The following is a 21,996-nucleotide window of genomic DNA, read 5'->3' as shown; positions in this document are numbered from 1 at the left end:
CGTGAAAGCCTCTGTGGCGCAACAACAGTTACTTGCCGAGCTGGCCGAGCTGGACGCCGAGATCGGTCGGCTCGAGCATCGGACCAAGAACCTGCCGGAGCACAAGGCGGCGCAGGACGCGCAGGCCGCCCACCGTGCCGCCGGCGATCGGGTGGCGGCGCTGCAACTTGCGCTGGCCGACATCGACACCCAAGTCGCCAAGTTCGAGACCGAGATCGACGGTGTGCGGCAGCGCGAGGATCGCGACCGCGCGTTGTTGGAGGGCGGGACCGTCGACCCCAAGCAGCTCACCGATCTGCAGCACGAACTGGAGACCCTGCAACGCCGGCAGGCCAGCCTGGAGGACGCTCAGCTCGAAGTCATGGAACGGCGTGAGGAACTCGCGGCCGACCAGACCGCCGAGCAGACAGCCCTGGACGCGGCGCAAAGCGCACTCGACGACGCGCAGCGGGCGGCCGAGGAGGCCCGCGCCGAGCTGACCCAGGCCAAGGAGCGGTTAGCGGGCCGGCGCGCGGAACTGGTCGCCGCGATCGACGGCGAGTTGATCACACTCTACGAACGTCAACGGGCCCGTACCGGCGTCGGTGCAGGGCTGCTGCAGGGCCGCCGGTGCGGAGCGTGCCGCATCGAGATCGACCAAGGCGAGTCGGCGCGCATCGCCGCGGCTGCCGACGATGACGTCCTGCGCTGTCCGGAGTGCTCGGCGATCCTGCTGCGCGTCAAGGTCTCCCGATCGTGAAGGTCCCCCGATCGTGAAGGTGATCGTCGAGGCAGACGGTGGATCGCGGGGCAATCCGGGGCCGGCGGGCTACGGAGCGGTGGTGTGGTCGTCGGACCGGGGCGCGGTGCTCGCCGAGACCGCCAGGCCCATCGGCCGGGCCACCAACAACGTGGCCGAATACCGCGGGCTGATCGCCGGGCTGGAGGCCGCCGCGAACGTCGGCGCCACCGATGTGGAAGTCCTGATGGACTCCAAACTGGTCGTCGAGCAGATGTCCGGACGGTGGCGGGTCAAGCATCCCGACTTGGCGCCGCTACATCGACAGGCCGGTGATCTGGCACGCAGATTCGCGCGGATCAGCTACACCTGGATTCCCCGGGCGCAGAACAGCCACGCCGACCGGCTCGCCAACGAGGCGATGGATGCGTCCGGCGAGACGGAGCCCGAAAGAGGCTCGATGACAAGGGAAACGACGACCACTGAGGTGCCGGGAAGCGAAGCCACCGCCAATCCGGCGGGCTGGACCGGGGCTAAGGGGGCGCCCACCGAACTGTTGCTGTTGAGGCACGGGCAGACAGCACTGTCGGCGCAGCGCCGGTACTCCGGCCGGGGCAACCCGGAGCTCACCGAACTCGGGATCCGGCAGGCGGATGCGGCGGCGCGCTACCTCGGTCGGCGGGGCGGCATCGACGTCGTCGTCGCGTCTCCGCTGCAGCGCGCGCAAGACACCGCCGCGGCCGCCGCCAAGGCGTTGGACCTGGACGTCGACACCGACCACGATCTGATCGAGACGGACTTCGGCGCGTGGGAAGGTCTGACGTTCCGCGAGGCCTCAGAACGGGATCCGGACGTTCATTCGCGCTGGCTGCGCGACACGTCGGTGCCGCCCCCGGGCGGTGAGAGCTTCGACGCCGTGGCGGCGCGGGTGGTACGGGCCCAGCGCCGCCTGATCGCCGAGCATGCGGGACGGACCATCCTGGTGGTATCGCATGTAACCCCGATCAAGACGCTGCTGCGGGTCGCCCTCGATGCCGGCCCGGCCATCCTGTACCGGCTGCACCTGGATTTGGCGTCGTTGTCCATCGCTGAGTTCTACCCCGACGGCGCGGCATCGGTGCGGCTGGTCAACCAGACCTCCTACCTGTGATCGCTGTGCAGATGCACCCGCTCACCGTGCAACCCGAGCAGCATCAGTGCCTCGACCGGTCCGTCGACCGCCCCGAACCAGTGCGGGGTCCAGGTCGAAAATTCAACCGCCTCACCAGGTTTGATGGTGAAATCGCGGTCGCCGAGCATCAGCCGCAGCTGGCCCGACAGTACATACATCCAGTCGTGGCCTTCGTGGACCGGTAATTCGGCCGGTGGGGTGCGACGGCGGGCGCTGATCCGGATCTTGTACGCGTGCAGTCCGCCCGCCGGGCCCTGTCCGGTCAACGGCCAGAACGTGATCTGGTTGTGGGTGTGCGAGGCGCCGCGGATGCGTGGGTCCTCGATCTCGGGGTTCTTCAGCAGTTCGTCGGTGCTGACCGACAGCGCCGAGGCCAGCCGGGGCAGGTGATCGAGGGCGAGCCGGCGCTTGCCGGATTCGAGCCGGCTCAGCGTGGAGATGTCGATGTTCGACCGGGTCGCGACATCCTCGAGCGTCATGCCCCGTTGCCGACGCAGGTCGCGAAGTCGGCGCCGCACCCGTGCATCGACGCTGTCCTCCTCTTTATTTGCCTTCATGGCAAACAAGCTTGGCATTGTGATCTCGGCGAGGCAAGGTCGAGGCATGGACAAGATCTGGGACTGCGTGATCGTGGGCGGTGGCGCCGCCGGGCTCAGCGCCGCCCTGGTGCTGGGCAGGGCACGTAAACACACGCTGGTGGTGGACTCCGGTGCGCAGAGCAACCTGGCGGCCCACGGAATCGGTGGGCTGCTGGGCTTCGACGGGGTGCCGCCCGCCGAGCTCTACGCCCAGGGGCGCCGCGAACTGGCCAGGTACCCCGGTGTCGAATTCCGCTCCGGTGAAGTGGTATCGGGCACCGCGTCCGACGACGGATTCGTGCTGGAGTCGGCGGACGGCACAGTGATCCCGACGCGGCGCGTGGTGCTGGCCACGGGTATGCGCTACGAGGCGCCGCCGCTGCCGGGGATCGCCGAGCTCTGGGGCGGTCCGGTGTTCCACTGTCCGTTCTGCCACGGCTGGGAGGTCCGCGACAAGCCGCTGGCCGTTCTGGCCAACGGGGAGCGTGCGGTGCACATGGCGACCCTGTTGCGTGGCTGGAGTGACGATGTCGTGCTTCTCACCGGTGGACCGGCCGACCTGAGCGACGAAGACCGGTCCCGCCTGGCCGGTGCAGGGGTGCCGGTGGACGATCGGGCGGTGGCCGAATTGATTTCTGCGGATGGCGATTTGACCGAGGTGGTGTTCGCCGACGGGTCGACTCTGGCCCGCAGCGGGCTGCTGGTCGCCACGACACTGCGCCAGCGTTCGGAACTGGCGGCCAAGCTGGGGGTGAAATTCGCGGCGCCGGGCCCGGTGTCAGCCGACGCCGTCGCCGTCGACGGTCGGTTCCGGACCTCGGTACCCGGTGTGTTCGCGGCCGGGGACGTGAGTACTCAGATGCCGCAGGTGGCGGCGGCGATCGCCGCCGGTTCGGCGGCGGCAGCATCAGTCGTGGCGAGTTTTCAGGAGGAATCATGACATCTGAGGTGAAACAGCATTGGGAGGAGCGGTACGCCGAGCGGGACCGGATCTGGAGCGGTCGGGTCAACCCCTGGCTCGCCGAGGTCGCCGGTGCGGAGGGGCCCGGCCGAGCACTCGATCTCGGGTGTGGTGAGGGCGGGGACACCGTATGGCTGGCCGAGCACGGTTGGCATGTGGTCGGCGTCGACATCTCCGAAACCGCGCTCGGGCGGGCCGCGGCAGAGGTGGCTGCGCGGGGTCTGACCGATCGGGTGCAGTTGGTGGCGATGGACCTGTCGGCGGACTTTCCCGACGGCACGTTCGACCTGGTGTCGGCCCAGTTCCTACAGTCCATGGTGCACCTGGACCGGGAGCGGATCTTCGCTGCGGCCGCGCGGGCCGTCGCCGTGGGCGGACTGCTGGTGGTCGTGGACCACGGTGCGGCGCCGCCCTGGGCCGAACACGTCCGCGACCACGTGTTCCCCGGCGTCGACGAGGTGCTTGCGTCGATCGATCTCGGGGACCGACGGTGGGAACACGTGCGGGTCGAAGCGGTGGAGCGCGAGGCGGTGGGGCCCGACGGGCGGACCGGGGTGCTCATCGACAACCTCATCGTGCTGCGGCGGCAATAGGGTGATCGGACCAGGACGCGGGGGCGCCGGCTGCCGCATGAGCAGCCCGGCGAGCCCGTCGGATCGGGTGCCGACGCCGCTCCCGACGAACTGGTGATGCTTCATTACCGGAATCCGGGGGCGAGCCAGTACCTTGTTAAGGCGGATGAGCTGGCCGGGCGGCCGCGGCACCGTGGTGTCGAGGAAAGTCCGGACTTCACAGAGCAGGGTGATTGCTAACGGCAATCCGAGGTGACTCGCGGGACAGTGCCACAGAAAACAGACCGCCACCCTCAGGCTTTCGGGCCGCGGGGAGGTAAGGGTGAAAAGGTGCGGTAAGAGCGCACCAGCACCCCGGGTGACCGGGGTGGCTTGGTAAACCCCACCCGAAGCAAGGCCAAGAAGGCCGCAACCTGGTTGCGGCCGCGCAGACGTTCGAGGGTTGCTCGCCCGAGTCTGCGGGTAGGCCGCTTGAGGCACCCGGCGACGGAGTGTCCAGATGGATGGTCGCCGCCTCGCCGCCAGACATGGCGCCGAGGAACAGAATCCGGCTTACAGGCCAGCTCATCCGCCCCGGGCCGCTGAGCTGCACGGTCAGCCTGTTTGTGTGACCGTCGTCCGCAGTGCGTCCGCAGTAGATCGCACTAACCCTCTAACGCACTCGCGCAGCGGTCGAGGATCGTTCGGAAGTTCCAAGGGAAGAGCCGAGAGGTCACAGCTTCCAATGCCTTCCCACCCGAGTGAGTTGGGTGGGAATACGTTGTCGCCCAATTCACGCGCGTTCCGTCGCCTGAGGGAGTCAAAGTGAGCGTCCCGCCCTCGTGGGCAAATATTGGAAAGGAACGAGTAATCCGATATGAGTAACTTCGCGGCGGGTCGTAGGCAGTGATTTCCTCTCGAAGCCACATGCCGACAGCAGTGGCTTCCCGAAGTGCGCCGACGCCAGGTTCCGAGGAATCCTTCGTCCAACCGGCTCTTAGAATCAGCGGCGCGGTTTCCAAGTTTGCGGGGTCGGCAAGCCCGTGGAACACACGTTCCGGAGAGGCTCTGATTGTGCGCTCTACGTTGATCGTGACCATGGTGCCTCCTGCTCGACTACGTAGACCTTCCAGGATGCTAGGCCTCAAGTGTCTTCTAGTCAGGCGCGCCGCTGGGCCGATTCCTCGCATGAAGGGCAATGCGGCCATTTAGTGTCAGAAGTGAGTCAAGACTGGTTAGGACTCACTAGGCCAGTCTAGTACCGCGTAGGCCGCTGGGTTGACTGCATGACCCCTGGGGCATTGCGGCACAACTGTTTTGAATCGTCACCCGCGCGCAGCGTGTCACTGCCATCGGCGGATCGCCACGGAAGTTCCGCCACGCAGTGGCTACGCACAGAAGCACTCTGCGCCCACTGTCGGCAGCTTGAGGGAGGCTGACACATCGGCTTTCGCCTCCATGGATATCCCGCTGGCTGCCATGCGCCACCATTGACACCAACTTGCGCTACCCGCCGTAACGCCGAAACTCGATATCCGTCTTAAGGGCCGGCTCATCCGCCCCGGACTGCGGTCAGGACTTCCCGGCGGCCTTGTCCAGCCGCCGCAGCGCGTCCTCGATCTGTTCTTCACACCGCACGGCCAGGTCGTCTTCCTGCTGGTAGAGCAGGCCGTAGGTGAAGGTGTCCTCGCCCGCTGCATGAGCAACCTGCGCCTGCCGGCTCAGGTGCGCGCGGCTGACCACACTGTCCTGATGATCGCCCAGCAGCGTCTGGATGACCTTCGCGCGGTCGGCCACCTTGGTCTCCCCGGTGGCCGCGGCGGTGTATCGAAGCTGTTTGGCACGCTTGCGGATTCGATGCAGTGCCTCGTCGGCATCCTCGTCGGCTTCCCCGGCGGCGGCGCGAGCCGCCTTGGCCGCCTTGCGCACCCGCCGATACGCCGAGTCGATCGTCAACTCTGCCGGGGCGTCCCCGCCCGCCGCTGCGGTGGGCTCGGTGGCGACGAGCTCTTCGAGGGCATCGAGCAACCGAAAGTAGCGCTGCGAGCGCATCGCGGTCAGCGACCGCTTCCATCCCGCGTGGTATCGCTTCTTGGCGCCCTCGACCAGCCGTTCGCGCACCGGCCCGCGCACATTCGCCTCGGGCAGGCCGTCGATCGCGCGCTCGTAGCGTTCAGCGAGCACCTCGGCGTCACGGGCCACACCGAGTACCGCGGCGAGCTCCCGCAGCTCGTCGAGGACCCACTCGTGTCCGGCGACGTCGAACGAGCCCGCCGAGGATTGCAGCAGGCTGCGGATCTTGCGCGTCGCCACCCGCATCTGGTGCACCGAGTCCCAGGTGTCGGAGCGGACGGCGCGATCCCACTCGATGAGCTCGGCGAGGTGCTGGGCGACGGCGCGCCGCGCCGGATCCGCCGGCGGGGTGACCGTCCCGGCGGTTTGGTCGGCCGGCGTGCTGTCGGCCAGCACCCGCGCCAACTTCGAGCCGTGCCCGGCGGCTTGTGCGCCGGCGTCCAGCAGCCGATTGGTCAGACGGTCGAACACATCGTCACCGGCGCCCGGGTGTAACTCGAGCTCCCACTCCCGCCAGCGCTGCTCGTCCCCGCCGACCGCGCTGGCCGTCACCTGGTCGTCGCAGAACTCGGCGACGGGGTCGCCGGACAGCCCGTACAGCACCTCGACATTCCTGGTGGTGCTGATTCGTGCCACGGGTTCCAGCGGACGGTCCCGCACGATCGCGAGCACGATGTCGCGCAGACTCTCCGGAACGGCATACACGTCGGCAGCACTGACGTCGGCAGCACCCTCATCGGACAGCGGCGCGTGCACCTCGGTCCGACTGTCCGGGCCGGCGGGCAGCTTCAGGTGCCAGGCGGCGTCCGGCCCGCCGGTGCGGCGCCGCAGGGTGATGCGATTGCGGGCCAGGTCGCGGTTCGGTGTGTCGAAGTAGACAGCATCCAGGGACTGTGACGGTGACCGCTCCACTCGGCTGACCGCCGAGAGGCCTTCGAAGGAGGGGGAGACGGTCGCCTCGACCACCTCGAACTTGCGCTCGGTCTCCGTGTACCTGGAGGTTTCGCGCGATTTGGCCGCCATGGTCACCTTTGCTCTGGGATTTGTGTGGTCTGTTCTGTGGGCTCGATGGAGGGACCACAGCGTGCCATATCGAGGTGAACGGGCCACTCCGATCCTCGCCGGTGTCAAACCGTGATCCGGCACGCCCATTTTAGATGCGCACTTTTGGCCAGAGTTCTCTTAGGATTGTCTTATGAGTCCAGCGATGCGGCTCGACGACTACCTCGACCGCGAAGGCAACATAGCGATCCCGGTTGGCGTCACGCTGACCTCCTTCCTCGACCGTAACGTCGCGGAGCTCGGTGACGAGCCCGCGTACCGGTACCTGGATTTCGACCGTGAGCGCACGGTCGAATTGAGCTGGCGTCAGCTTGACGTGCGATTGCGTGCAGTCGGAGCCCGCCTGCAGCAGGTGACGCGACCCGGTGACAGAGTCGCCATCCTCGCGCCGCAGGGCGTCGACTACGTCGTCAGCTTTTTCGCCGCCATTCTCGCCGGCGGCATCGCGGTGCCGCTGTTCGCTCCCGAGCTGCCCGGCCACAGCGATCGGCTGCACGCGGTGCTGACCGACGCCGAACCTGCGGTACTGCTGACCACCACGGCCGCGGCGCAGTCGGTGCGTGACTTCGTCCGGGTGCTGCCCCGCGACCGGCGGCCGCGGATCATCGCGGTGGACGCCGTGCCTGACAGTGTGGGCGCGGCGTTCGCGCCCGCGCCGCTGCATACTGACGACGTCGCCTACCTGCAGTACACCTCGGGCTCCACCCGCGCGCCGGCCGGCGTGGAGATCACCCACCGCTGCGCCTGCACCAATGTCGTCCAGATGATCGAGTCCGTCGGCCTTGATCCCAACATCCGCAGTGTCAGCTGGCTGCCCCTGTTCCATGACATGGGCCTGCTGATGATCATGTTCCCAGCGTTGTGCGGCGGCCACATCACCTTGATGTCGCCGGTGTCCTTCGTGCGCCGCCCGTACCGGTGGATCAAGGAACTCGGCGCCTCGGACGCGCCGACATTCGCGGCGGCGCCCAACTTCGCCTTCGAACTGGCCGCCCAGCGCGGGCTGCCGCCGGCGGGGGACACCCTCGACCTGAGCAACGTCGCGGGTCTGATCAACGGCTCCGAGCCGGTCAGCATGGCCTCCATCGAGAAGTTCCACGCCGCGTTCGCGGCGTACGGTCTGCCCGCCACCGCGGTCAAGCCGTCCTACGGGATGGCCGAGGCGACACTGTTCGTGTCCACGACCGGACCGCAGGCTCGGCCCGAGGCCACGTATCTCGACCGCGAGCAACTCAGTGTGGGCCACGCCGTACCGGTCGGCGCCGACCACCCGAACGCGGTGGCGCAGGTGTCGTGCGGCACGGTCGCCCGCAGCCAGTGGGCGGTGATCGTGGACCCCTCGACAGAGGCCGAACTGCCCGACGGCAGGGTGGGCGAGATCTGGCTGCACGGCGACAACGTCGGTCGCGGCTACTGGGGGAGGCGGGAAGAGACGGAACTGACGTTCCAGAACAAGCTGCAGTCCCGCCTGCTCTACGACAGCCACGCCGAAGGTTGCGCCGAAGACGCACTGTGGCTGCGCACCGGTGATCTCGGGGTTTACCTCGGGGGCCAACTGTTCATCACCGGCCGGGTCAAAGACCTGGTCATCGTCGACGGACGCAATCACTACCCCCAGGACATCGAAGCGACGGTGGCGGCGGCCTCCGCGGCGGTGCGTACCGGATTCGTCACGGCATTCTCGGTGCCCGGCGACGGCCGCGAAGAGGTTGTCATCGTTGCCGAACGGGCCCCGGGCGCGGGGCGTGCCGACGCCGCGCCCATCCAGGAAGCGATCCGTGCGGCCGTGTCGCGCCACCACGCGATCCCGCTCAAAGAGGTCAAACTGGTGGCAGCAGGCGTGATTCCACGGACCACCAGCGGCAAGCTGGCGCGCCGGGCCTGCCGCGCCGAGTATCTCGACGGCGCACTGTAGCCGCTACAGTCCGGGCGTGACCGAATACCAGACCATCACCCTCGCGCAATCGGGCGTCATCGCCAGGATCACGCTGAATCGGCCCGACGCCGCGAACGGCATGAACGCCACCATGACTCGCGAGCTCGCGGATGCGGCCGGACGGTGCGACACCGCGCAGACCAAGGTCGTGGTCCTCACAGGCGCCGGCCGATTCTTCTGCGCCGGAGGTGATCTGAAGGATTTCGCCTCGGCGCCGAGCCGGGGGCGCCACGTCAAGGGGGTGGCCGACGACCTCCACCGCGCCATCTCGACGCTGGCACGCATGGATGCGGTCGTGATCACCGCCGTCAACGGCACGGCGGCGGGGGCAGGCTTTTCGCTGGCGGTCGCTGGTGACCTGGTGCTGGCCGCCGAATCGGCGTCGTTCACCATGGCCTACACCCGGGTCGGACTCAGCCCGGACGGCAGCGCCTCCTACCACCTCCCCCGACTGGTCGGCATCGCCAGGACCAAACAGTTGATGTTGACCAATCGCACCCTGACGGCGCGAGAAGCGCTGGACTGGGGGCTGGTCGGTGACGTTGTCGCCGACGACCACCTCGTCGTGCGCACCGACGAACTCGCCGAGCAGATGGCCAGGACCTCCGCCGGATCCAACGGCGCGGTCAAGGCGCTGCTGTCCGACACGTTCGCCAACGGCCTGGAACAGCAGATGGAGCTGGAGGGGCGGTTGATCGCCGTGCGCGCCGAATCCGCCGACGGACGCGAAGGTGTGGACGCGTTCCTGTCCAAACGTCGGGCCCAGTTCGGCCCCCAGGCCTAACCAGCCGCCCGGGCGGTACCCCGGGGTCAGGCCCCGGGGGTCAGTAGGAGTGCTCCTCGGCCGGGAACGCACCGGTGGCGACCTCGGCGGCGTAGTCGGCCGCGGCGCGGCGCAGCTCGTCTCCGACCGATCCGAAGCGTTTGACGAACTTCGCGGTCCGCCCGTTGGTCAGGCCCGCCATGTCCTGCCACACCAGCACCTGCGCATCGCAGTTGGGGCCGGCACCGATACCTACGGTCGGGATGGTCAGCTTGCCGGTGATCTGAGTGGCGAGTTCGGCGGGCACCATCTCCATCACCACCGCGAACGCGCCGGCCTCCTGCACGGCGATCGCGTCGTGGATGGTCTGCTCGGCGGCATCGCCGCGGCCCTGAACCCGGAAGCCGCCGAGGCCGTTCACGCTCTGCGGGGTGAAACCGATGTGGGCCATCACCGGGATGCCGGCGGCGCTGACCGCGGCGATCTGATCGGCAACCCGCTCGCCGCCCTCGAGTTTGACCGCATGCGCACCGGTCTCCTTGAGCATCCGCGTGGCGGTGGCCAGCGCCTGCTGCGGTCCGGCCTCGTAGCTGCCGAACGGAAGGTCGGCCACGACCAGCGCGTGCGGGGCTCCGCGGACGACGCCGCGCACCAGCGGGATCAGCTCATCGAGAGTGACCGGCACGGTGGTGTCATAGCCGTAGACGACGTTTGCCGCAGAGTCGCCGACCAGAAGCACCGGAATCTCGGCGTCGTCGAACACCGCGGCCGTGGAGTAGTCGTATGCGGTCAGCATGGCCCACTTGTGGCCCTCGGCCTTCCACTTGTGCAGATGGTGCGTCCGGACTTTGGTCCGCGGAGCGGACGATTCGGGAGAGGTCCGCGGAGCGGACGATTCGGGAGAGGTCCGCGGAGCGGACGATTCGGGAGAGGTCCGCGGAGCGGACGATCCGGGAGAGGTCCGCGGAGCGGGAGTGGTGGCGACAGCACCGTACACAGACTGTTCAGACATCGTTGTCCCCCAGGTGGGTGGGTCGTTGTGAAATCCTCGTGGCCGAACTCGGTCCCCGGGTTTCGCTGACACGACCAGTCTGCCACTTCTGTCACCAGAAGTTGAACGGCGCGTTAAGTGGATTTGCTCACACCCGCGCCGCTCGGGCATACGATCGGCGGCATGCAACGGCTCAGCGGCCTCGACGCCAGCTTCCTGTACCTGGAGACCGCGGCACAGCCACTGCACGTCTGCTCGATCCTGGAGCTCGACACCTCCACGATGCCCGGCGGTTACACCTTCGACCGGCTGCGCGACGCGCTGGAGCTCCGGATCAAGGCGATGCCGGAGTTCCGGGAGAAGATCGTCGACAGCCGCTTCAACCTGGATCACCCGGTATGGGTGGAGGACAAGGACTTTGACGTCGACCGGCACCTGCACCGGATCGGGCTGCCGTCCCCGGGCGGCCGGGCCGAGCTCGCCGAGATCTGCGGCCACATCGCGTCACTTCCGCTGGACCGCTCCCGCCCGCTGTGGGAGATGTGGGTGATCGAGAACGTGGCCGGCACCGATGCGCACGCCGGTGGCCGCATCGCGGTGATGACGAAGGTGCACCACGCCGCCGTCGACGGTGTGACCGGTGCGAACCTGATGTCGAAACTGTGCACGACCGAACCCGACGCGCCACCACCGGACCCGGTGCACGGCCACGGTGGCGGGACCGAGCTCGAGATCGCCGTCAGCGGCGCCGTGCGTTTCGCCACCAGGCCGTTGAAGCTGGTCAACGTGCTGCCCAACACGGTGTCCACGGTGATCGACACCGTCAAGCGGGCCCGTAACGGTCTGACGATGGCGCCGCCGTTCGCCGCGCCCAGGACCGCCTTCAACGCCAACGTGACCGGGCACCGCAACGTCGCGTTCGCCCATCTCGACCTCGACGACATCAAGACGGTCAAGAACCACTTCGGTGTGAAGGTCAACGACGTGGTGATGGCGCTGGTATCCGGAGTGCTGCGCACATTCCTCATCGAACGCGATGAGCTGCCGGAGAGCTCACTGGTCGCGATGGTGCCGGTGTCGGTGCACGACAAGTCCGACCGGCCCGGGCGCAATCAGGTATCGGGCATGTTCTCCCGGCTGGAGACCAACATCGAGGATCCGGTTGAGCGACTCAAGGCCATCGCCGAGGCCAATTCAGTTGCCAAACAACATAGTTCGGCGATAGCGGCAACCTTGCTGCAGGATTGGACCCAGTTCGCCGCGCCCGCGGTGTTCGGTGTCGCGATGCGGGTGTACGCGAGCAGTCGGCTCAGCGGTGCGCGGCCGGTGCACAATCTTGTGGTCTCCAATGTGCCGGGGCCGCAGGGGTCGCTGTACATGCTCGGCTGCGAGGTCAAGGCGATGTACCCGTTGGGTCCGATCTTCCACGGTTCGGGCCTGAACATGACGGTGATGTCACTGTCGGGCAATCTCGACGTCGGGATCGTGTCGTGTCCAGAGCTGCTGCCCGACCTGTGGGACCTGGCCGATGCGTTCGACGTCGCCCTGCAGGAGTTGCTCGCAGCCACCCGATAGGGCGGCTCTTCCCGCGCCGTGCCAGCGCAGATGCCGGTTCATGGCAGCATGTGGTGCCATGACGCTCAAGACCGGGGTCGCCCGATCCGGCCTGCTCCTCACCCTGGCTGCGCTGCTGGTCGCCGGCTGCAGCCAACTGGTGTCCGGACGCGCGCTGATCGCGGTACCCCGGCCCGGCACACCCATCGAATGGGGTCCGTGTGAAGCCGGACCGTCCGATCAGGTACGCATCCCTCCGGGTGCCGAATGCGGCATGCTCTCGGTGCCCGTCGATTGGGACAATCCCGACGCTCCCGACGGCGAGGTCGCTCAACTCGCACTGCTGCGGATCAAGGCCGGAGGGGACAAGATCGGATCGCTGATCGTCAACCCGGGAGGGCCGGGCAAATCGGGTAAGGAAGCCGCCGCCGCGATGGCCGCCACACTGCCCGAAGAAGTCCGCCAACGATTCGACCTGGTGGGTTTCGACCCGCGCGGAGTGGCCGAGTCCACCCCGGCGGTGTGGTGCAACAGCGACGCCGACCACGACCGGTTGCGGGCCGACAACGTCGTCGAGTACACCCCGGAGGGGGTCGCGCATCTGGAGAAACTCACCCAGGAGTTCGTGCAACGCTGCGTCGACAAGATGGGGCTGGACTTCCTCGGCAATGTGGGAACCGAGAGTGTCGTCAAAGATCTCGACGCGCTGCGGGCCGCGCTGGGCGACGAGCAGCTGACGTTCCTGGGCTACTCCTACGGCACCCGCATCGGCGCCGGCTACGCCGAGGAGTACCCGCAGAACGTCCGGGCGATGATCCTCGACGGCGCCATCGACCCCAACGCCGACCCTGTCGAGGCCGACGTGCGTCAGGCGGCGGCGTTCCAGCAGGCGTTCGACGACTACGCCACCGACTGCGCCATCGATGCCGACTGCCCGCTGGGCACCGACCCGGACAAGGCCGTCGAGGTGTACCAGTCCTTGGTGTGGCCGCTGGTCGACAACCCCGCGGACACCACCGATCCGCGCGGCCTCAGTTACAACGACGCCGTCGTGGGCACCATCCTGCCGCTGTACTCACCGGGCCTGTGGCGCCACCTCACCCAGGCGCTGTCGGAGATCGAGAAGGGGCGGGGCGACACCATGCTCGCGCTGGCCGATCTGTACATGGGTCGTGACGCGCAAGGGCATTACAACAACGGCACCGATTCGCGTATCGCGGTCAACTGCGTCGACAAGCCCCCGATCACCGACCGCGCCACGCTGGTCGAACAGGACAGACGGCTCCGAGAGGCCGCGCCGTTCATGTCCTACGGCGAATTCACCGGTCTGGCCCCGATGTCCACGTGCGGTTTCTGGCCCATACCCCCGACCAGCACCCCACACGAGATCGACGTCGACGGGCTGCCGCCGATCCTGGTCATCTCGACCACCAACGACCCGGCCACCCCGTACCAGGCCGGTGTCGACCTGGCCCGCCAGCTCGACGGCACGCTGGTGACCTACGAGGGCACCCAGCACACCGTTGCGCTGCAGGGGGACTCGTGCATCGACGAGATCGCGACCCGATACCTCGTCGACCTGACCGTTCCGCCACCGGACACCCGCTGCTGACGTCGCCTGATAACAGCCCGGTCACCGTTGCCTCCCAGAGCAGACCGGCGCCGCGGTCGCGTGCGACGATTGCTGCCATGTTGCGGGCCGCCCGATTGATCGCAGCGCTGGCCCTGACTGCGGCCGCGCTGTGTCCACCGGCGGCCGCGACACCGGGCGCGGTCGACGAGCCCTACACCGCCACGCCGGTGTGGGGCTCGTGTGCGCCGTGGATCGCCGATCCGTCCCGCATCCCCACCGCTCAGTGCGGAACGGTCGCGGTGCCGGTCGACTACGCCAAACCCGAAGGCGCACAAGCACAGTTGGCGATCATCAGGGTGCCCGCGTCTGGCTCCAGGATCGGCGTCCTGATGGTCAACCCCGGCGGACCGGGTGCGTCGGCCGTCGACACGGTGGCCGGGATGGGGGCCGCCCTGGGCGACAGCGAGATCGGACGTCACTTCGACCTGGTCGGCATCGATGCGCGCGGCGTCGGACATTCGACGCCGGAGCTGCGCTGCCGAACCGACGCGCAATTCGACGCGTATCGAGCGGAGCCGATGGCGGACTACAGCCCGGCCGGCGTGGCCCACATCGAGGCGTTGATGGGCGAGTTCGCCGCGCGATGCCTGGACCGGATGGGTGCGGACTTCCTGGCCAATGTCGGCACCGCGAACGCCGCGCGCGATATGGACGTGGTGCGCGACGCGTTGGGCGAAGACCGCATCAACTATCTCGGCTTCTCCTACGGCACCCAGGTGGGCACCGTCTACGCCGCCCGCTATCCCGACCGGGTGCGGGCGATGGTCCTCGACGGCGCGGTCGACCCCAGCCTGGACCCCATCTCCAAGAGCATGAACCAGATGGCCGGTTTTCAGCGTGCGTTCGACAAGTATGCCGGCGACTGCGCGAAGTCGCCCGGTTGTCCCCTGGGCACCGACCCCGCGCAGTTCGTCGCGCGTTTCCATCAGCTCGTCGACCCGCTGGTGACTCGACCTGCGGCGACCGCCGACCCACGCGGGCTGAGTTATCAGGACGCCATCACCGGCACCGTGAGCAGTCTGTACTCACCGCGCTACTGGCCCTACCTGACCAGCGGGCTCCTCGGGTTACAGCGCGGCACCGACCCCGGTGATCTGTTGCTGCTCGCCGACGACTACCAACAGCGCGACCGAGACGGGCACTACAAGAACCGCCAGGACGCGTTCAACGCGATCCGTTGTGTCGACGCGGTGTATCCGACCGACTCCGCGCCATGGGTGGAAGCCGACCGGCGAGCGCGTGAGATCGCGCCGTTCCAGGCCTACGGCCAATTCACCGGGTACGCCCCACGAGACGTGTGTGCGCAATGGCCGGTCCCGCCCACCCCGGTGGTCGGAGTGGTCGGCTCGCCCGGGCCCGGGAAGGTGATCGTGGTGTCGACCACCGGCGACCCGGCCACCCCCTACCAAGCCGGGGTGGACCTCGCGCGCCAGATGGGGGCCGAGCTGATCAGCTTCGACGGGGCCCAGCACACCGTGGTATTCAACGGCGATCAGTGCGTCGACACCGCCACCGTCGAGTTCCTCGTCAACCTGACCCCGCCGCCCTCCGGTTTACGCTGCTAGCAGCGCCGTAACACAGAATTAACAGGCGGAACCTAGGCTTCGGGCATGGATCGGCAGAAGGAATTCGTGCTGCGCACACTGGAGGAGCGCGACATCCGCTTCGTCCGGCTGTGGTTCACCGACGTGCTCGGATACCTCAAGTCGGTGGCGATCGCCCCGGCCGAACTGGAGGGCGCGTTCGAAGAGGGAATCGGCTTCGACGGCTCCTCGATCGAGGGTTTCGCCCGGGTGTCGGAAGCCGACATGGTGGCGCGTCCCGATCCGTCCACCTTCCAGGTGCTCCCGTGGTCGGACAGTTCCGGTAAGCACCACTCCGCGCGGATGTTCTGCGACATCACCATGCCCGACGGTTCGCCGTCGTGGGCCGACTCCCGCCACGTGCTGCGGCGTCAACTCTCGCGGGCCAGCGATCTGGGTTTCTCCTGCTACGTGCACCCCGAGATCGAGTTCTTCCTCCTCAAACCCGGCCCGGATGACGGCACGCCGCCCGTGCCCGCCGACAACGGCGGCTACTTCGACCAGGCCGTCCACGATTCGGCGCCGAACTTCCGTCGCCATGCGATCGACGCGCTCGAGCAGATGGGCATCTCCGTCGAGTTCAGCCACCACGAGGGTGCGCCGGGCCAGCAGGAGATCGACCTGCGCTACGCCGACGCGCTGTCGATGGCCGACAACGTCATGACGTTCCGCTACCTCGTCAAGGAGGTGGCGCTCAGCGACGGCGTCCGTGCGTCGTTCATGCCCAAGCCGTTCGCCGAGCATCCGGGTTCGGCGATGCACACCCACATGAGCCTTTTCGAGGGCGAGACGAACGCCTTCCACAGCCCGGACGATCCCCTGCAGCTCTCCGAAGTCGGAAAGTCGTTCATCGCAGGCATTCTCGAGCATGCCAACGAGATCAGCGCCGTCACCAACCAGTGGGTGAACTCCTACAAGCGCCTGGTCCACGGTGGCGAGGCGCCCACCGCCGCCTCCTGGGGCGCGGCCAACCGCTCGGCGCTGGTCCGTGTCCCGATGTACACACCGCACAAGGTCTCCTCGAGGCGGGTGGAGGTGCGCAGCCCGGACTCGGCGTGCAATCCGTACCTGACCTTCGCCGTCCTGCTCGCCGCCGGTCTGCGCGGGATCGACAAGAACTATGTGCTCGGACCCCAGGCCGAGGACAACGTCTGGAGCCTCACCCCCGAGGAACGGCGCGCCATGGGCTACAAGGAGCTGCCCGGCAGCCTCGGCGTGGCACTGTCGGAGATGGAGAACTCCGAGTTGGTCGCCGAGGCGCTCGGCGAGCACGTGTTCGACTTCTTCCTGCGCAACAAGCGCAGCGAGTGGGAGAACTATCGCAGTCATGTCACGCCGTTCGAGCTGAAGAACTACCTGTCGCTCTAGCCGGGGCGCGGCCGCGCTACCTTGATGGGCGTGGCCAAACCCGCGACGCAGCGTCCGAAGCTGCCCGGCGTCGGACGGCTCGGGCTGGTGGAACCCAGGGCGCAGGCCGATCTCGACTCGCTGGGCTGGAACACCGAAGCCCACGTCGAACTGCTGTGGTCGCTCTCCCGCGCCCCGGACGCGGACACCGCGCTCAAGGCACTCGTTCGGCTGTCCGAAGCCCTCGGACCCGGCTGGGGCGAGCTCGACGGCGCGGTGCGTAAGGACCGTGGTCTGCGGGGCCGGCTGTTCGGGGTGCTCGGGTCCTCACTGGCGCTCGGGGACCATCTGGTCGCCAACCCCGACTCGTGGCACCTGCTGGCCGGCGACGTCAGGTTGCCGCTCCCGCATCAGCTGCGGGACATGTTCGCCGCACACGCCGACAGGGTCGACAGCGCTGCGACCGCCGCCGCGCCGCTGCGGACGTTCTACCGCGACCGTCTGCTCGTACTGGCCGCGCTGGACGTGGCGTCGACGGTGGAGAACGAACCGGTGTTGCCGTTCACGGTGGTCGGGGAGCACCTCTCCGACCTGGCCGACGCCGCGCTGACCGCGGCGCTGCGGGTGGTGACGGCCTCGGTGTGCGCAGACAAACCCGCGCCCGCGCTGACCGTGATCGCGATGGGCAAATGCGGTGCGCGGGAACTGAATTACGTCAGCGACGTCGATGTCATCTTCGTCGCCGACGACGGGTCCCACAGCAGCCTGGCATTGGCCACCCGGATTGCCGGTGAGATGATGCGGTTGGCCTCCGACGCGTTCTTCGAAGTCGACGCCGCGCTGCGACCGGAGGGTAAACAGGGGCAGCTGGTGCGGACCCTGGATTCGCACGTCGCGTACTACGAGCGCTGGGCCAAGACGTGGGAATTCCAGGCGCTGCTGAAAGCGCGGCCGGCCGCCGGCGACATGGAACTCGGAGACCGCTACATCGCGGCGCTGATGCCGATGGTGTGGACCGCGTCCCAGCGCGACGACTTCGTGCCCGAGGTGCAGGCGATGCGCAGACGCGTCGAAGAGCTCGTGCCCGCCGGGGTCCGGACCCGCGAGATCAAGCTCGGCACAGGTGGTTTGCGTGACGTCGAGTTCGCGGTGCAGCTGCTGCAGCTCGTGCACGGCCGCAACGACGAGTCACTGCACGTCGCGTCGACCGTCAACGCCCTGGCGGCACTGGGCGACGGGGGCTACATCGGCCGCGACGATGCCGCCAACATGACGGCCTCATACGAGTTCCTGCGGCTGCTCGAGCATCGGCTGCAACTGCAGCGACTCAAACGCACCCACATGCTTCCCGAGGCCGACGACGAGGAATCGATGCGCTGGCTGGCGCGGGCGGCGCATATGCGGCCCGACGGCAGGCACGACGCACTGGGCGTGCTTCGTGAGGAGCTCAAGCGTCAGAGCCACCGGGTGTCGCGTCTGCACGCCAAGCTGTTCTATCAACCGCTGCTGGAATCGGTCGGGCAAGCGTCGCTTGGTCTTTCGGCCGGAATGAGCACCGACGCCGCTGAACGTCAGCTTGCCGCGCTCGGTTACGAGGGCCCGCAGAGCGCCTTGACCCATCTGGCAGCCCTGACCTCGAGTTCAGGCCGCAGGGGTCGAGTGCAGCAGGTCCTGCTGCCGACGCTGCTGGATTGGTTGTCGGACACCCCCGATCCCGATGCCGGGTTGTTGGCCTACCGCAGGATCAGCGACGAGCTCGCCGAACAGCGTTGGTATCTCGCGACGCTGCGTGACGAGGGCGCGGTCGCCAAGCGGCTCATGCATGTCTTGGGCACCTCGGCCTACGTGCCGGAGCTGCTGATGCGGGCACCGGAGGTGATCCAGCTCTACGCCGACGGTCCGGACGGTCCGAAACTGTGCGATGTCGACACCGAGGGCGTCGCCCGCTCGCTGGTGGCCTCGGCAGCACGCCACAGTGATCCTTCGCGGGCGATCGCGGCGGCGCGTTCGCTGCGGCGGCGCGAACTGGCCCGGATCGCCTCGGCCGACCTGCTCGGCATGTTGGACGTGACCGCGGTGTGCCGACAGTTGACCCTGGTGTGGGTCGCAGTGCTGGAGGCCGCGCTGGATTCCGTCATCCGATCGAATGCGCCGCAGGGCAGGGCTCCGGCCCGCATCGCGGTGATCGGCATGGGCCGGCTCGGTGGTGGGGAACTCGGCTACGGTTCGGACGCCGATGTGCTGTTCGTGTGCGAGCCCAACCCGGGTTTCGAAGAGTCCACGGCGGTCAAGTGGTCGGTGACGGTCGCCGAGCAGGTACGGGCACGGCTGGGCACCCCGAGCGCCGACCCGCCGCTGGAAGTCGACGCCAACCTGCGGCCGGAAGGCCGCAGCGGTCCGTTGGTCCGGACGTTGACGTCCTACCAGGCCTACTACCAGCAGTGGGCGCAGCCGTGGGAGATCCAGGCGCTGCTGCGCGCGCACCGAGTCGCCGGTGATCTTGAGCTGGGGGAGCGGTTCCTGCTGATGGTGGACAAGACGCGCTACCCGCAGGGCGGGGTGTCGCCGGAGACGGTGCAGGAGATCCGGCGGATCAAGGCGCGCGTGGATGCCGAGCGGCTGCCCCGGGGTGCCGACCCGAACACCAACACCAAGCTGGGCCGGGGCGGGCTCACCGACATCGAATGGACCGTGCAGCTGCTGCAGCTGCGGTTCGCGCACAGGATCCCGGCCCTGCACAACACCTCGACGCTGGAGAGCCTCAACGCGATCGGGGCGGCCGAACTGATCGCCGAGGGCGACATCGAACTGCTGCGTGAGGCGTGGCTGACCGCGACACGGGCCCGCAATGCGCTGGTGCTGGTGCGCGGTAAACCCACCGACCAACTACCCGGCCCGGGCAAACTACTCAACGCGGTCGCGGTCGCCGCGGGCTGGCCCGGCGGCGACGGTGGCGCCGAGTTCCTGGACAACTATCTGCGGGTGACGCGGCGGGCGAAGGCTGTCGTGCTCAGGGTTTTCGGCGGCTGAGGAGGCCTGGTGGACTTCACGTTCGACGCGATCAGCGCCGAGGACTACGACCGGCAGCGTGCCAGCTACGAACCGCTGACCGACGCACTGCGCGAACTCATCGATGTCGGCATTCACACCGAGGTCGACGACGCGACGGTTCGGCAGGCGCTGACGCATCTGGAGTCCGCGAGCGCGCTCCTGCGTCGGCAACAGCGGGACGGCAGGCCGCATTTGCGACATGCGGACACGGGTCGGGTCATCGACTGGGCGAACCCTGCCGTGGGACTGCGCAATGCCATTGCCCCTCCGATGCGCATCGAGCACGAGGCCGATGGCGGCTGCTGGAGTGAGTTCACGCTGGGTCCCGCCTACGAGGGGCCGCCGGGCTGGGTGCACGGTGGGATCTGCGCGCTGGTGCTCGACCATCTGCTGGGTGAGGTTGCCAGCGAGGGCCTTTCGAAGCCGAAGTTCACCGGCACGATCAGCCTGCGGTACTTGCGGGGCACACCGCTGGGACCGCTGCGCGCCGAAGGTCGCATCGAGCGATCGGAGGGCGTGAAGACCTACGCCCGCGGCTTTTTGATGGACGGCGACGGGGTGACGGTGGAGGCCGACGGGGTGTTCATCGAGCCTGCCTGGGCGCGTGACGCCGGATGAAGTTCTATGTCAGCACGGCATTTCTGGACACCCGAGAAGCTATCGAGATCGCCAGGGCGGCAGACGATCTGGGGTATCACGGGATGGCGATTCCCGACCATGTGATCAACCTGGAGACGCTCACGACGCCCTACCCGTACACCAAGGACGGTAACCGGCGCTGGGAGCCGTTCACCGACTGGCCCGATCCCTGGGTGATGATCGGCGCCGTCGCGTCGGTGACGTCGCGGCTGCGTTTCGTCACGACGGTGTATCTGCCCGCGATGCGGGATCCGTTCTCGGCGGCCAAGGCAATCGGCACCGCGGCGGTGCTGGCCGGCGGCCGCCTTGAGCTCGGTATCGGGGTGGGCTGGTGTCGGGAGGAGTTCGAGCTGCTGGGTCAGCAGTTCGAACGGCGCGGCAAGCGCACCGACGAGATGATCGAACTGATGAAGGCGTTGTGGTCACCGGGTTGGACGGAGTTTTCCGGCCAGTTCTACACGGCACCGCGGATGGAGATGGAGCCGACGCCGCCGCCGATCCCGGTCTACGTCGGCGGCCTGTCGGACGTCGCGCTGCGTCGCGCCAGCCGTCACGACGGCTGGATCGGTGACCTCATCACCACCGACAAGGCGCTCGAGCGCGTCGCCGCCCTGCGGCGGCTGCGGTCCGAGCGCGGGTTGGACATGGCCGGATTCGAAGTGATCACGCCCCTGACCGATGCCTTCACCCGAGAGCATTTCGACCGCGTCGAGGCGGCCGGCATCACCGGGATCATCACCATGCCGTGGATGTTCTACAGCGGCCCCGACGCGTCGCTGACCGACAAGATCGACGGGATGCGCAGGTTCGGCAAGGACCTGGGGGTGGACTGACGGCTTCGGCGGTCAGGCCCGCGCGGTAACCCTTCCTCGACCCCGGATGCCGTCGATCGACCAGGCGCCGGCACCCATGGCGACCAGGAGCAGGAACCCGAAGCAGAACAGGATGGCGCCTTCGCCGCCGTTCTCGATCGGGAAGAACGAGGCGGGCAGATGCTGCCAGAAGTAGGCCACCGCCATCTGGCCGGCCGCGATGAAGGCCGCGATGCGGGTGAACAGGCCCACGGTGATGAGAAGCCCGAGCACGATCTCCAACACGCCGGCCCACCAATACGGCCAGGTGCCCACCGGGACGGCCGGGCCGGTGAACCCGCCCGCGCCGTCGGCCATGCCCGTCGGCCAGGCAAGGATCTTCTGGGTGCCGTGCAGCGTGAACAGCAGCCCGAACACGATGCGGAAGATGCTCAGTACGGGGGAGGAGTAACTCGCCAAGCGTGCGTCCAAGTTCGAGGTCATGCCCTTCAGGGTACTTAGTGGACCGCAGTCCGGATATCGTCGGGTACCGCCGGCGGCACGACCGGCTCGACGCTCGATCGGCCGCGTCGC

Annotated in this window: 18 protein-coding genes and 1 other RNA gene; 14 read left to right on the top strand and 5 right to left on the bottom strand. The window is 68.0% G+C overall.

Annotated features, from left to right (window positions below; translation table 11 throughout):
* The first annotated feature begins 1 nt into the window (after window position 1).
* Together ACNUDN_RS17480 and ACNUDN_RS17475 are read left to right on the top strand one after the other, a co-directional pair.
* Entirely contained in the window at window positions 2-739 is a 738-nt protein-coding gene (locus ACNUDN_RS17480) for a zinc ribbon domain-containing protein (protein ID WP_419123073.1), read from the top strand.
* Window positions 740-752: 13 nt separating this feature from the next.
* On the top strand, window positions 753-1,868 hold the full coding sequence (locus tag ACNUDN_RS17475) for a bifunctional RNase H/acid phosphatase (RefSeq protein ID WP_419123072.1): 1,116 nt from the start codon (window positions 753-755) through the stop codon (window positions 1,866-1,868).
* On the opposite strand, the gene ACNUDN_RS17470 is transcribed toward ACNUDN_RS17475, so the two are convergent.
* The gene (locus tag ACNUDN_RS17470; RefSeq protein WP_419123071.1) at window positions 1,859-2,446 is read right to left on the bottom strand and encodes a helix-turn-helix domain-containing protein; all 588 of its coding nucleotides are present in this window, start codon (window positions 2,444-2,446) and stop codon (window positions 1,859-1,861) included. The two genes, ACNUDN_RS17475 and ACNUDN_RS17470, sit on opposite strands and share 10 nt — an antisense overlap.
* 46 nt (window positions 2,447-2,492) lie before the next feature.
* On the opposite strand from ACNUDN_RS17470, the gene ACNUDN_RS17465 reads away from it, so the two are divergent.
* The 3 genes from ACNUDN_RS17465 to rnpB all read left to right on the top strand — a co-directional run bounded on the left by ACNUDN_RS17465 (window position 2,493) and on the right by rnpB (window position 4,571).
* Complete coding sequence (locus tag ACNUDN_RS17465) at window positions 2,493-3,407, top strand: NAD(P)/FAD-dependent oxidoreductase (RefSeq protein ID WP_419123070.1); 915 nt, start codon at window positions 2,493-2,495, stop codon at window positions 3,405-3,407.
* Window positions 3,404-4,021 (top strand): SAM-dependent methyltransferase, encoded by a 618-nt coding sequence (locus tag ACNUDN_RS17460; protein ID WP_419123069.1) that lies wholly within the window; start codon window positions 3,404-3,406, stop codon window positions 4,019-4,021. Before ACNUDN_RS17465 ends, ACNUDN_RS17460 begins: the two co-directional genes overlap by 4 nt.
* A gap of 146 nt (window positions 4,022-4,167) precedes the next feature.
* Window positions 4,168-4,571: RNase P RNA component class A (gene rnpB / locus ACNUDN_RS17455), an RNA gene on the top strand.
* A gap of 73 nt (window positions 4,572-4,644) precedes the next feature.
* Here the strand turns inward: rnpB and ACNUDN_RS17450 are convergent.
* Both ACNUDN_RS17450 and ACNUDN_RS17445 read right to left on the bottom strand, forming a co-directional pair.
* A complete protein-coding gene (locus ACNUDN_RS17450) occupies window positions 4,645-5,079 on the bottom strand; it encodes an SRPBCC family protein (protein ID WP_419123068.1) in 435 nt (144 codons plus the stop codon).
* 472 nt (window positions 5,080-5,551) lie between these two features.
* Window positions 5,552-7,075, bottom strand: coding sequence for a CYTH and CHAD domain-containing protein (locus ACNUDN_RS17445; protein WP_431960299.1), 1,524 nt, complete (start codon window positions 7,073-7,075; stop codon window positions 5,552-5,554).
* Window positions 7,076-7,247: 172 nt separating this feature from the next.
* Here ACNUDN_RS17445 and ACNUDN_RS17440 point away from each other — a divergent pair, with 172 nt between their 5' ends.
* Window positions 7,248-9,029 (top strand): fatty acyl-AMP ligase, encoded by a 1,782-nt coding sequence (locus ACNUDN_RS17440; RefSeq protein WP_419123067.1) that lies wholly within the window; start codon window positions 7,248-7,250, stop codon window positions 9,027-9,029.
* Window positions 9,030-9,045: 16 nt separating this feature from the next.
* Window positions 9,046-9,834: an enoyl-CoA hydratase/isomerase family protein gene (locus ACNUDN_RS17435; RefSeq protein WP_419123066.1), complete on the top strand. Its 789-nt coding sequence runs from the start codon at window positions 9,046-9,048 to the stop codon at window positions 9,832-9,834.
* A gap of 40 nt (window positions 9,835-9,874) precedes the next feature.
* Here ACNUDN_RS17435 and panB read toward each other — a convergent pair whose 3' ends face one another.
* Window positions 9,875-10,825 (bottom strand): 3-methyl-2-oxobutanoate hydroxymethyltransferase, encoded by a 951-nt coding sequence (gene panB, locus ACNUDN_RS17430; RefSeq protein ID WP_419123065.1) that lies wholly within the window; start codon window positions 10,823-10,825, stop codon window positions 9,875-9,877.
* Window positions 10,826-10,987: 162 nt separating this feature from the next.
* Between panB and ACNUDN_RS17425 the strand changes: the two genes are divergently transcribed.
* The 7 genes from ACNUDN_RS17425 (at window position 10,988) to ACNUDN_RS17395 (ending at window position 21,444) form a co-directional block, all read left to right on the top strand.
* Window positions 10,988-12,379 (top strand): WS/DGAT/MGAT family O-acyltransferase, encoded by a 1,392-nt coding sequence (locus ACNUDN_RS17425; protein ID WP_419123064.1) that lies wholly within the window; start codon window positions 10,988-10,990, stop codon window positions 12,377-12,379.
* A gap of 58 nt (window positions 12,380-12,437) precedes the next feature.
* Window positions 12,438-13,970, top strand: a complete 1,533-nt coding sequence (locus ACNUDN_RS17420) for an alpha/beta hydrolase (protein ID WP_419123063.1) — start codon at window positions 12,438-12,440, stop codon at window positions 13,968-13,970.
* A gap of 77 nt (window positions 13,971-14,047) precedes the next feature.
* Window positions 14,048-15,556: an alpha/beta hydrolase gene (locus ACNUDN_RS17415; RefSeq protein WP_419123062.1), complete on the top strand. Its 1,509-nt coding sequence runs from the start codon at window positions 14,048-14,050 to the stop codon at window positions 15,554-15,556.
* Between the two features lie 45 nt (window positions 15,557-15,601).
* The gene (locus ACNUDN_RS17410) at window positions 15,602-16,942 is read left to right on the top strand and encodes a glutamine synthetase family protein (protein ID WP_419123061.1); all 1,341 of its coding nucleotides are present in this window, start codon (window positions 15,602-15,604) and stop codon (window positions 16,940-16,942) included.
* Between the two features lie 24 nt (window positions 16,943-16,966).
* Window positions 16,967-19,951 (top strand): bifunctional [glutamine synthetase] adenylyltransferase/[glutamine synthetase]-adenylyl-L-tyrosine phosphorylase, encoded by a 2,985-nt coding sequence (locus tag ACNUDN_RS17405; protein WP_431960295.1) that lies wholly within the window; start codon window positions 16,967-16,969, stop codon window positions 19,949-19,951.
* Window positions 19,952-19,960: 9 nt separating this feature from the next.
* A complete protein-coding gene (locus tag ACNUDN_RS17400) occupies window positions 19,961-20,590 on the top strand; it encodes a PaaI family thioesterase (protein ID WP_419123060.1) in 630 nt (209 codons plus the stop codon).
* Window positions 20,587-21,444, top strand: coding sequence for a TIGR03619 family F420-dependent LLM class oxidoreductase (locus ACNUDN_RS17395; protein WP_419123059.1), 858 nt, complete (start codon window positions 20,587-20,589; stop codon window positions 21,442-21,444). The genes ACNUDN_RS17400 and ACNUDN_RS17395 overlap by 4 nt, the downstream gene beginning before the upstream one ends.
* Before the next feature lie 12 nt (window positions 21,445-21,456).
* On the opposite strand, the gene ACNUDN_RS17390 is transcribed toward ACNUDN_RS17395, so the two are convergent.
* On the bottom strand, window positions 21,457-21,906 hold the full coding sequence (locus tag ACNUDN_RS17390) for a DoxX family protein (RefSeq protein WP_419123058.1): 450 nt from the start codon (window positions 21,904-21,906) through the stop codon (window positions 21,457-21,459).
* Window positions 21,907-21,996: the final 90 nt, after the last annotated feature.

The organism is Mycobacterium sp. smrl_JER01, from assembly GCF_048513595.2.
Classification (GTDB): domain Bacteria; phylum Actinomycetota; class Actinomycetes; order Mycobacteriales; family Mycobacteriaceae; genus Mycobacterium.
Note: the sequence above shows the minus strand (reverse complement) of the source record. Positions and strands in the feature narration are given on the sequence as shown.

Excerpts from the sequence above, each read along its gene's own strand:
- ACNUDN_RS17470 (WP_419123071.1), bottom strand. The coding sequence starts at position 2,446 with ATGAAGGCAAATAAAGAGGAGGACAGCGTCGATGCACGGGTGCGGCGC.
- ACNUDN_RS17465 (WP_419123070.1), top strand. The coding sequence starts at position 2,493 with ATGGACAAGATCTGGGACTGCGTGATCGTGGGCGGTGGCGCCGCCGGG.
- ACNUDN_RS17460 (WP_419123069.1), top strand. The coding sequence starts at position 3,404 with ATGACATCTGAGGTGAAACAGCATTGGGAGGAGCGGTACGCCGAGCGG.
- ACNUDN_RS17450 (WP_419123068.1), bottom strand. The coding sequence starts at position 5,079 with ATGGTCACGATCAACGTAGAGCGCACAATCAGAGCCTCTCCGGAACGT.
- ACNUDN_RS17445 (WP_431960299.1), bottom strand. The coding sequence starts at position 7,075 with ATGGCGGCCAAATCGCGCGAAACCTCCAGGTACACGGAGACCGAGCGC.
- ACNUDN_RS17440 (WP_419123067.1), top strand. The coding sequence starts at position 7,248 with ATGAGTCCAGCGATGCGGCTCGACGACTACCTCGACCGCGAAGGCAAC.
- panB (WP_419123065.1), bottom strand. The coding sequence starts at position 10,825 with ATGTCTGAACAGTCTGTGTACGGTGCTGTCGCCACCACTCCCGCTCCG.
- ACNUDN_RS17425 (WP_419123064.1), top strand. The coding sequence starts at position 10,988 with ATGCAACGGCTCAGCGGCCTCGACGCCAGCTTCCTGTACCTGGAGACC.
- ACNUDN_RS17420 (WP_419123063.1), top strand. The coding sequence starts at position 12,438 with ATGACGCTCAAGACCGGGGTCGCCCGATCCGGCCTGCTCCTCACCCTG.
- ACNUDN_RS17415 (WP_419123062.1), top strand. The coding sequence starts at position 14,048 with ATGTTGCGGGCCGCCCGATTGATCGCAGCGCTGGCCCTGACTGCGGCC.
- ACNUDN_RS17410 (WP_419123061.1), top strand. The coding sequence starts at position 15,602 with ATGGATCGGCAGAAGGAATTCGTGCTGCGCACACTGGAGGAGCGCGAC.
- ACNUDN_RS17405 (WP_431960295.1), top strand. The coding sequence starts at position 16,967 with ATGGGCGTGGCCAAACCCGCGACGCAGCGTCCGAAGCTGCCCGGCGTC.
- ACNUDN_RS17395 (WP_419123059.1), top strand. The coding sequence starts at position 20,587 with ATGAAGTTCTATGTCAGCACGGCATTTCTGGACACCCGAGAAGCTATC.
- ACNUDN_RS17390 (WP_419123058.1), bottom strand. The coding sequence starts at position 21,906 with ATGACCTCGAACTTGGACGCACGCTTGGCGAGTTACTCCTCCCCCGTA.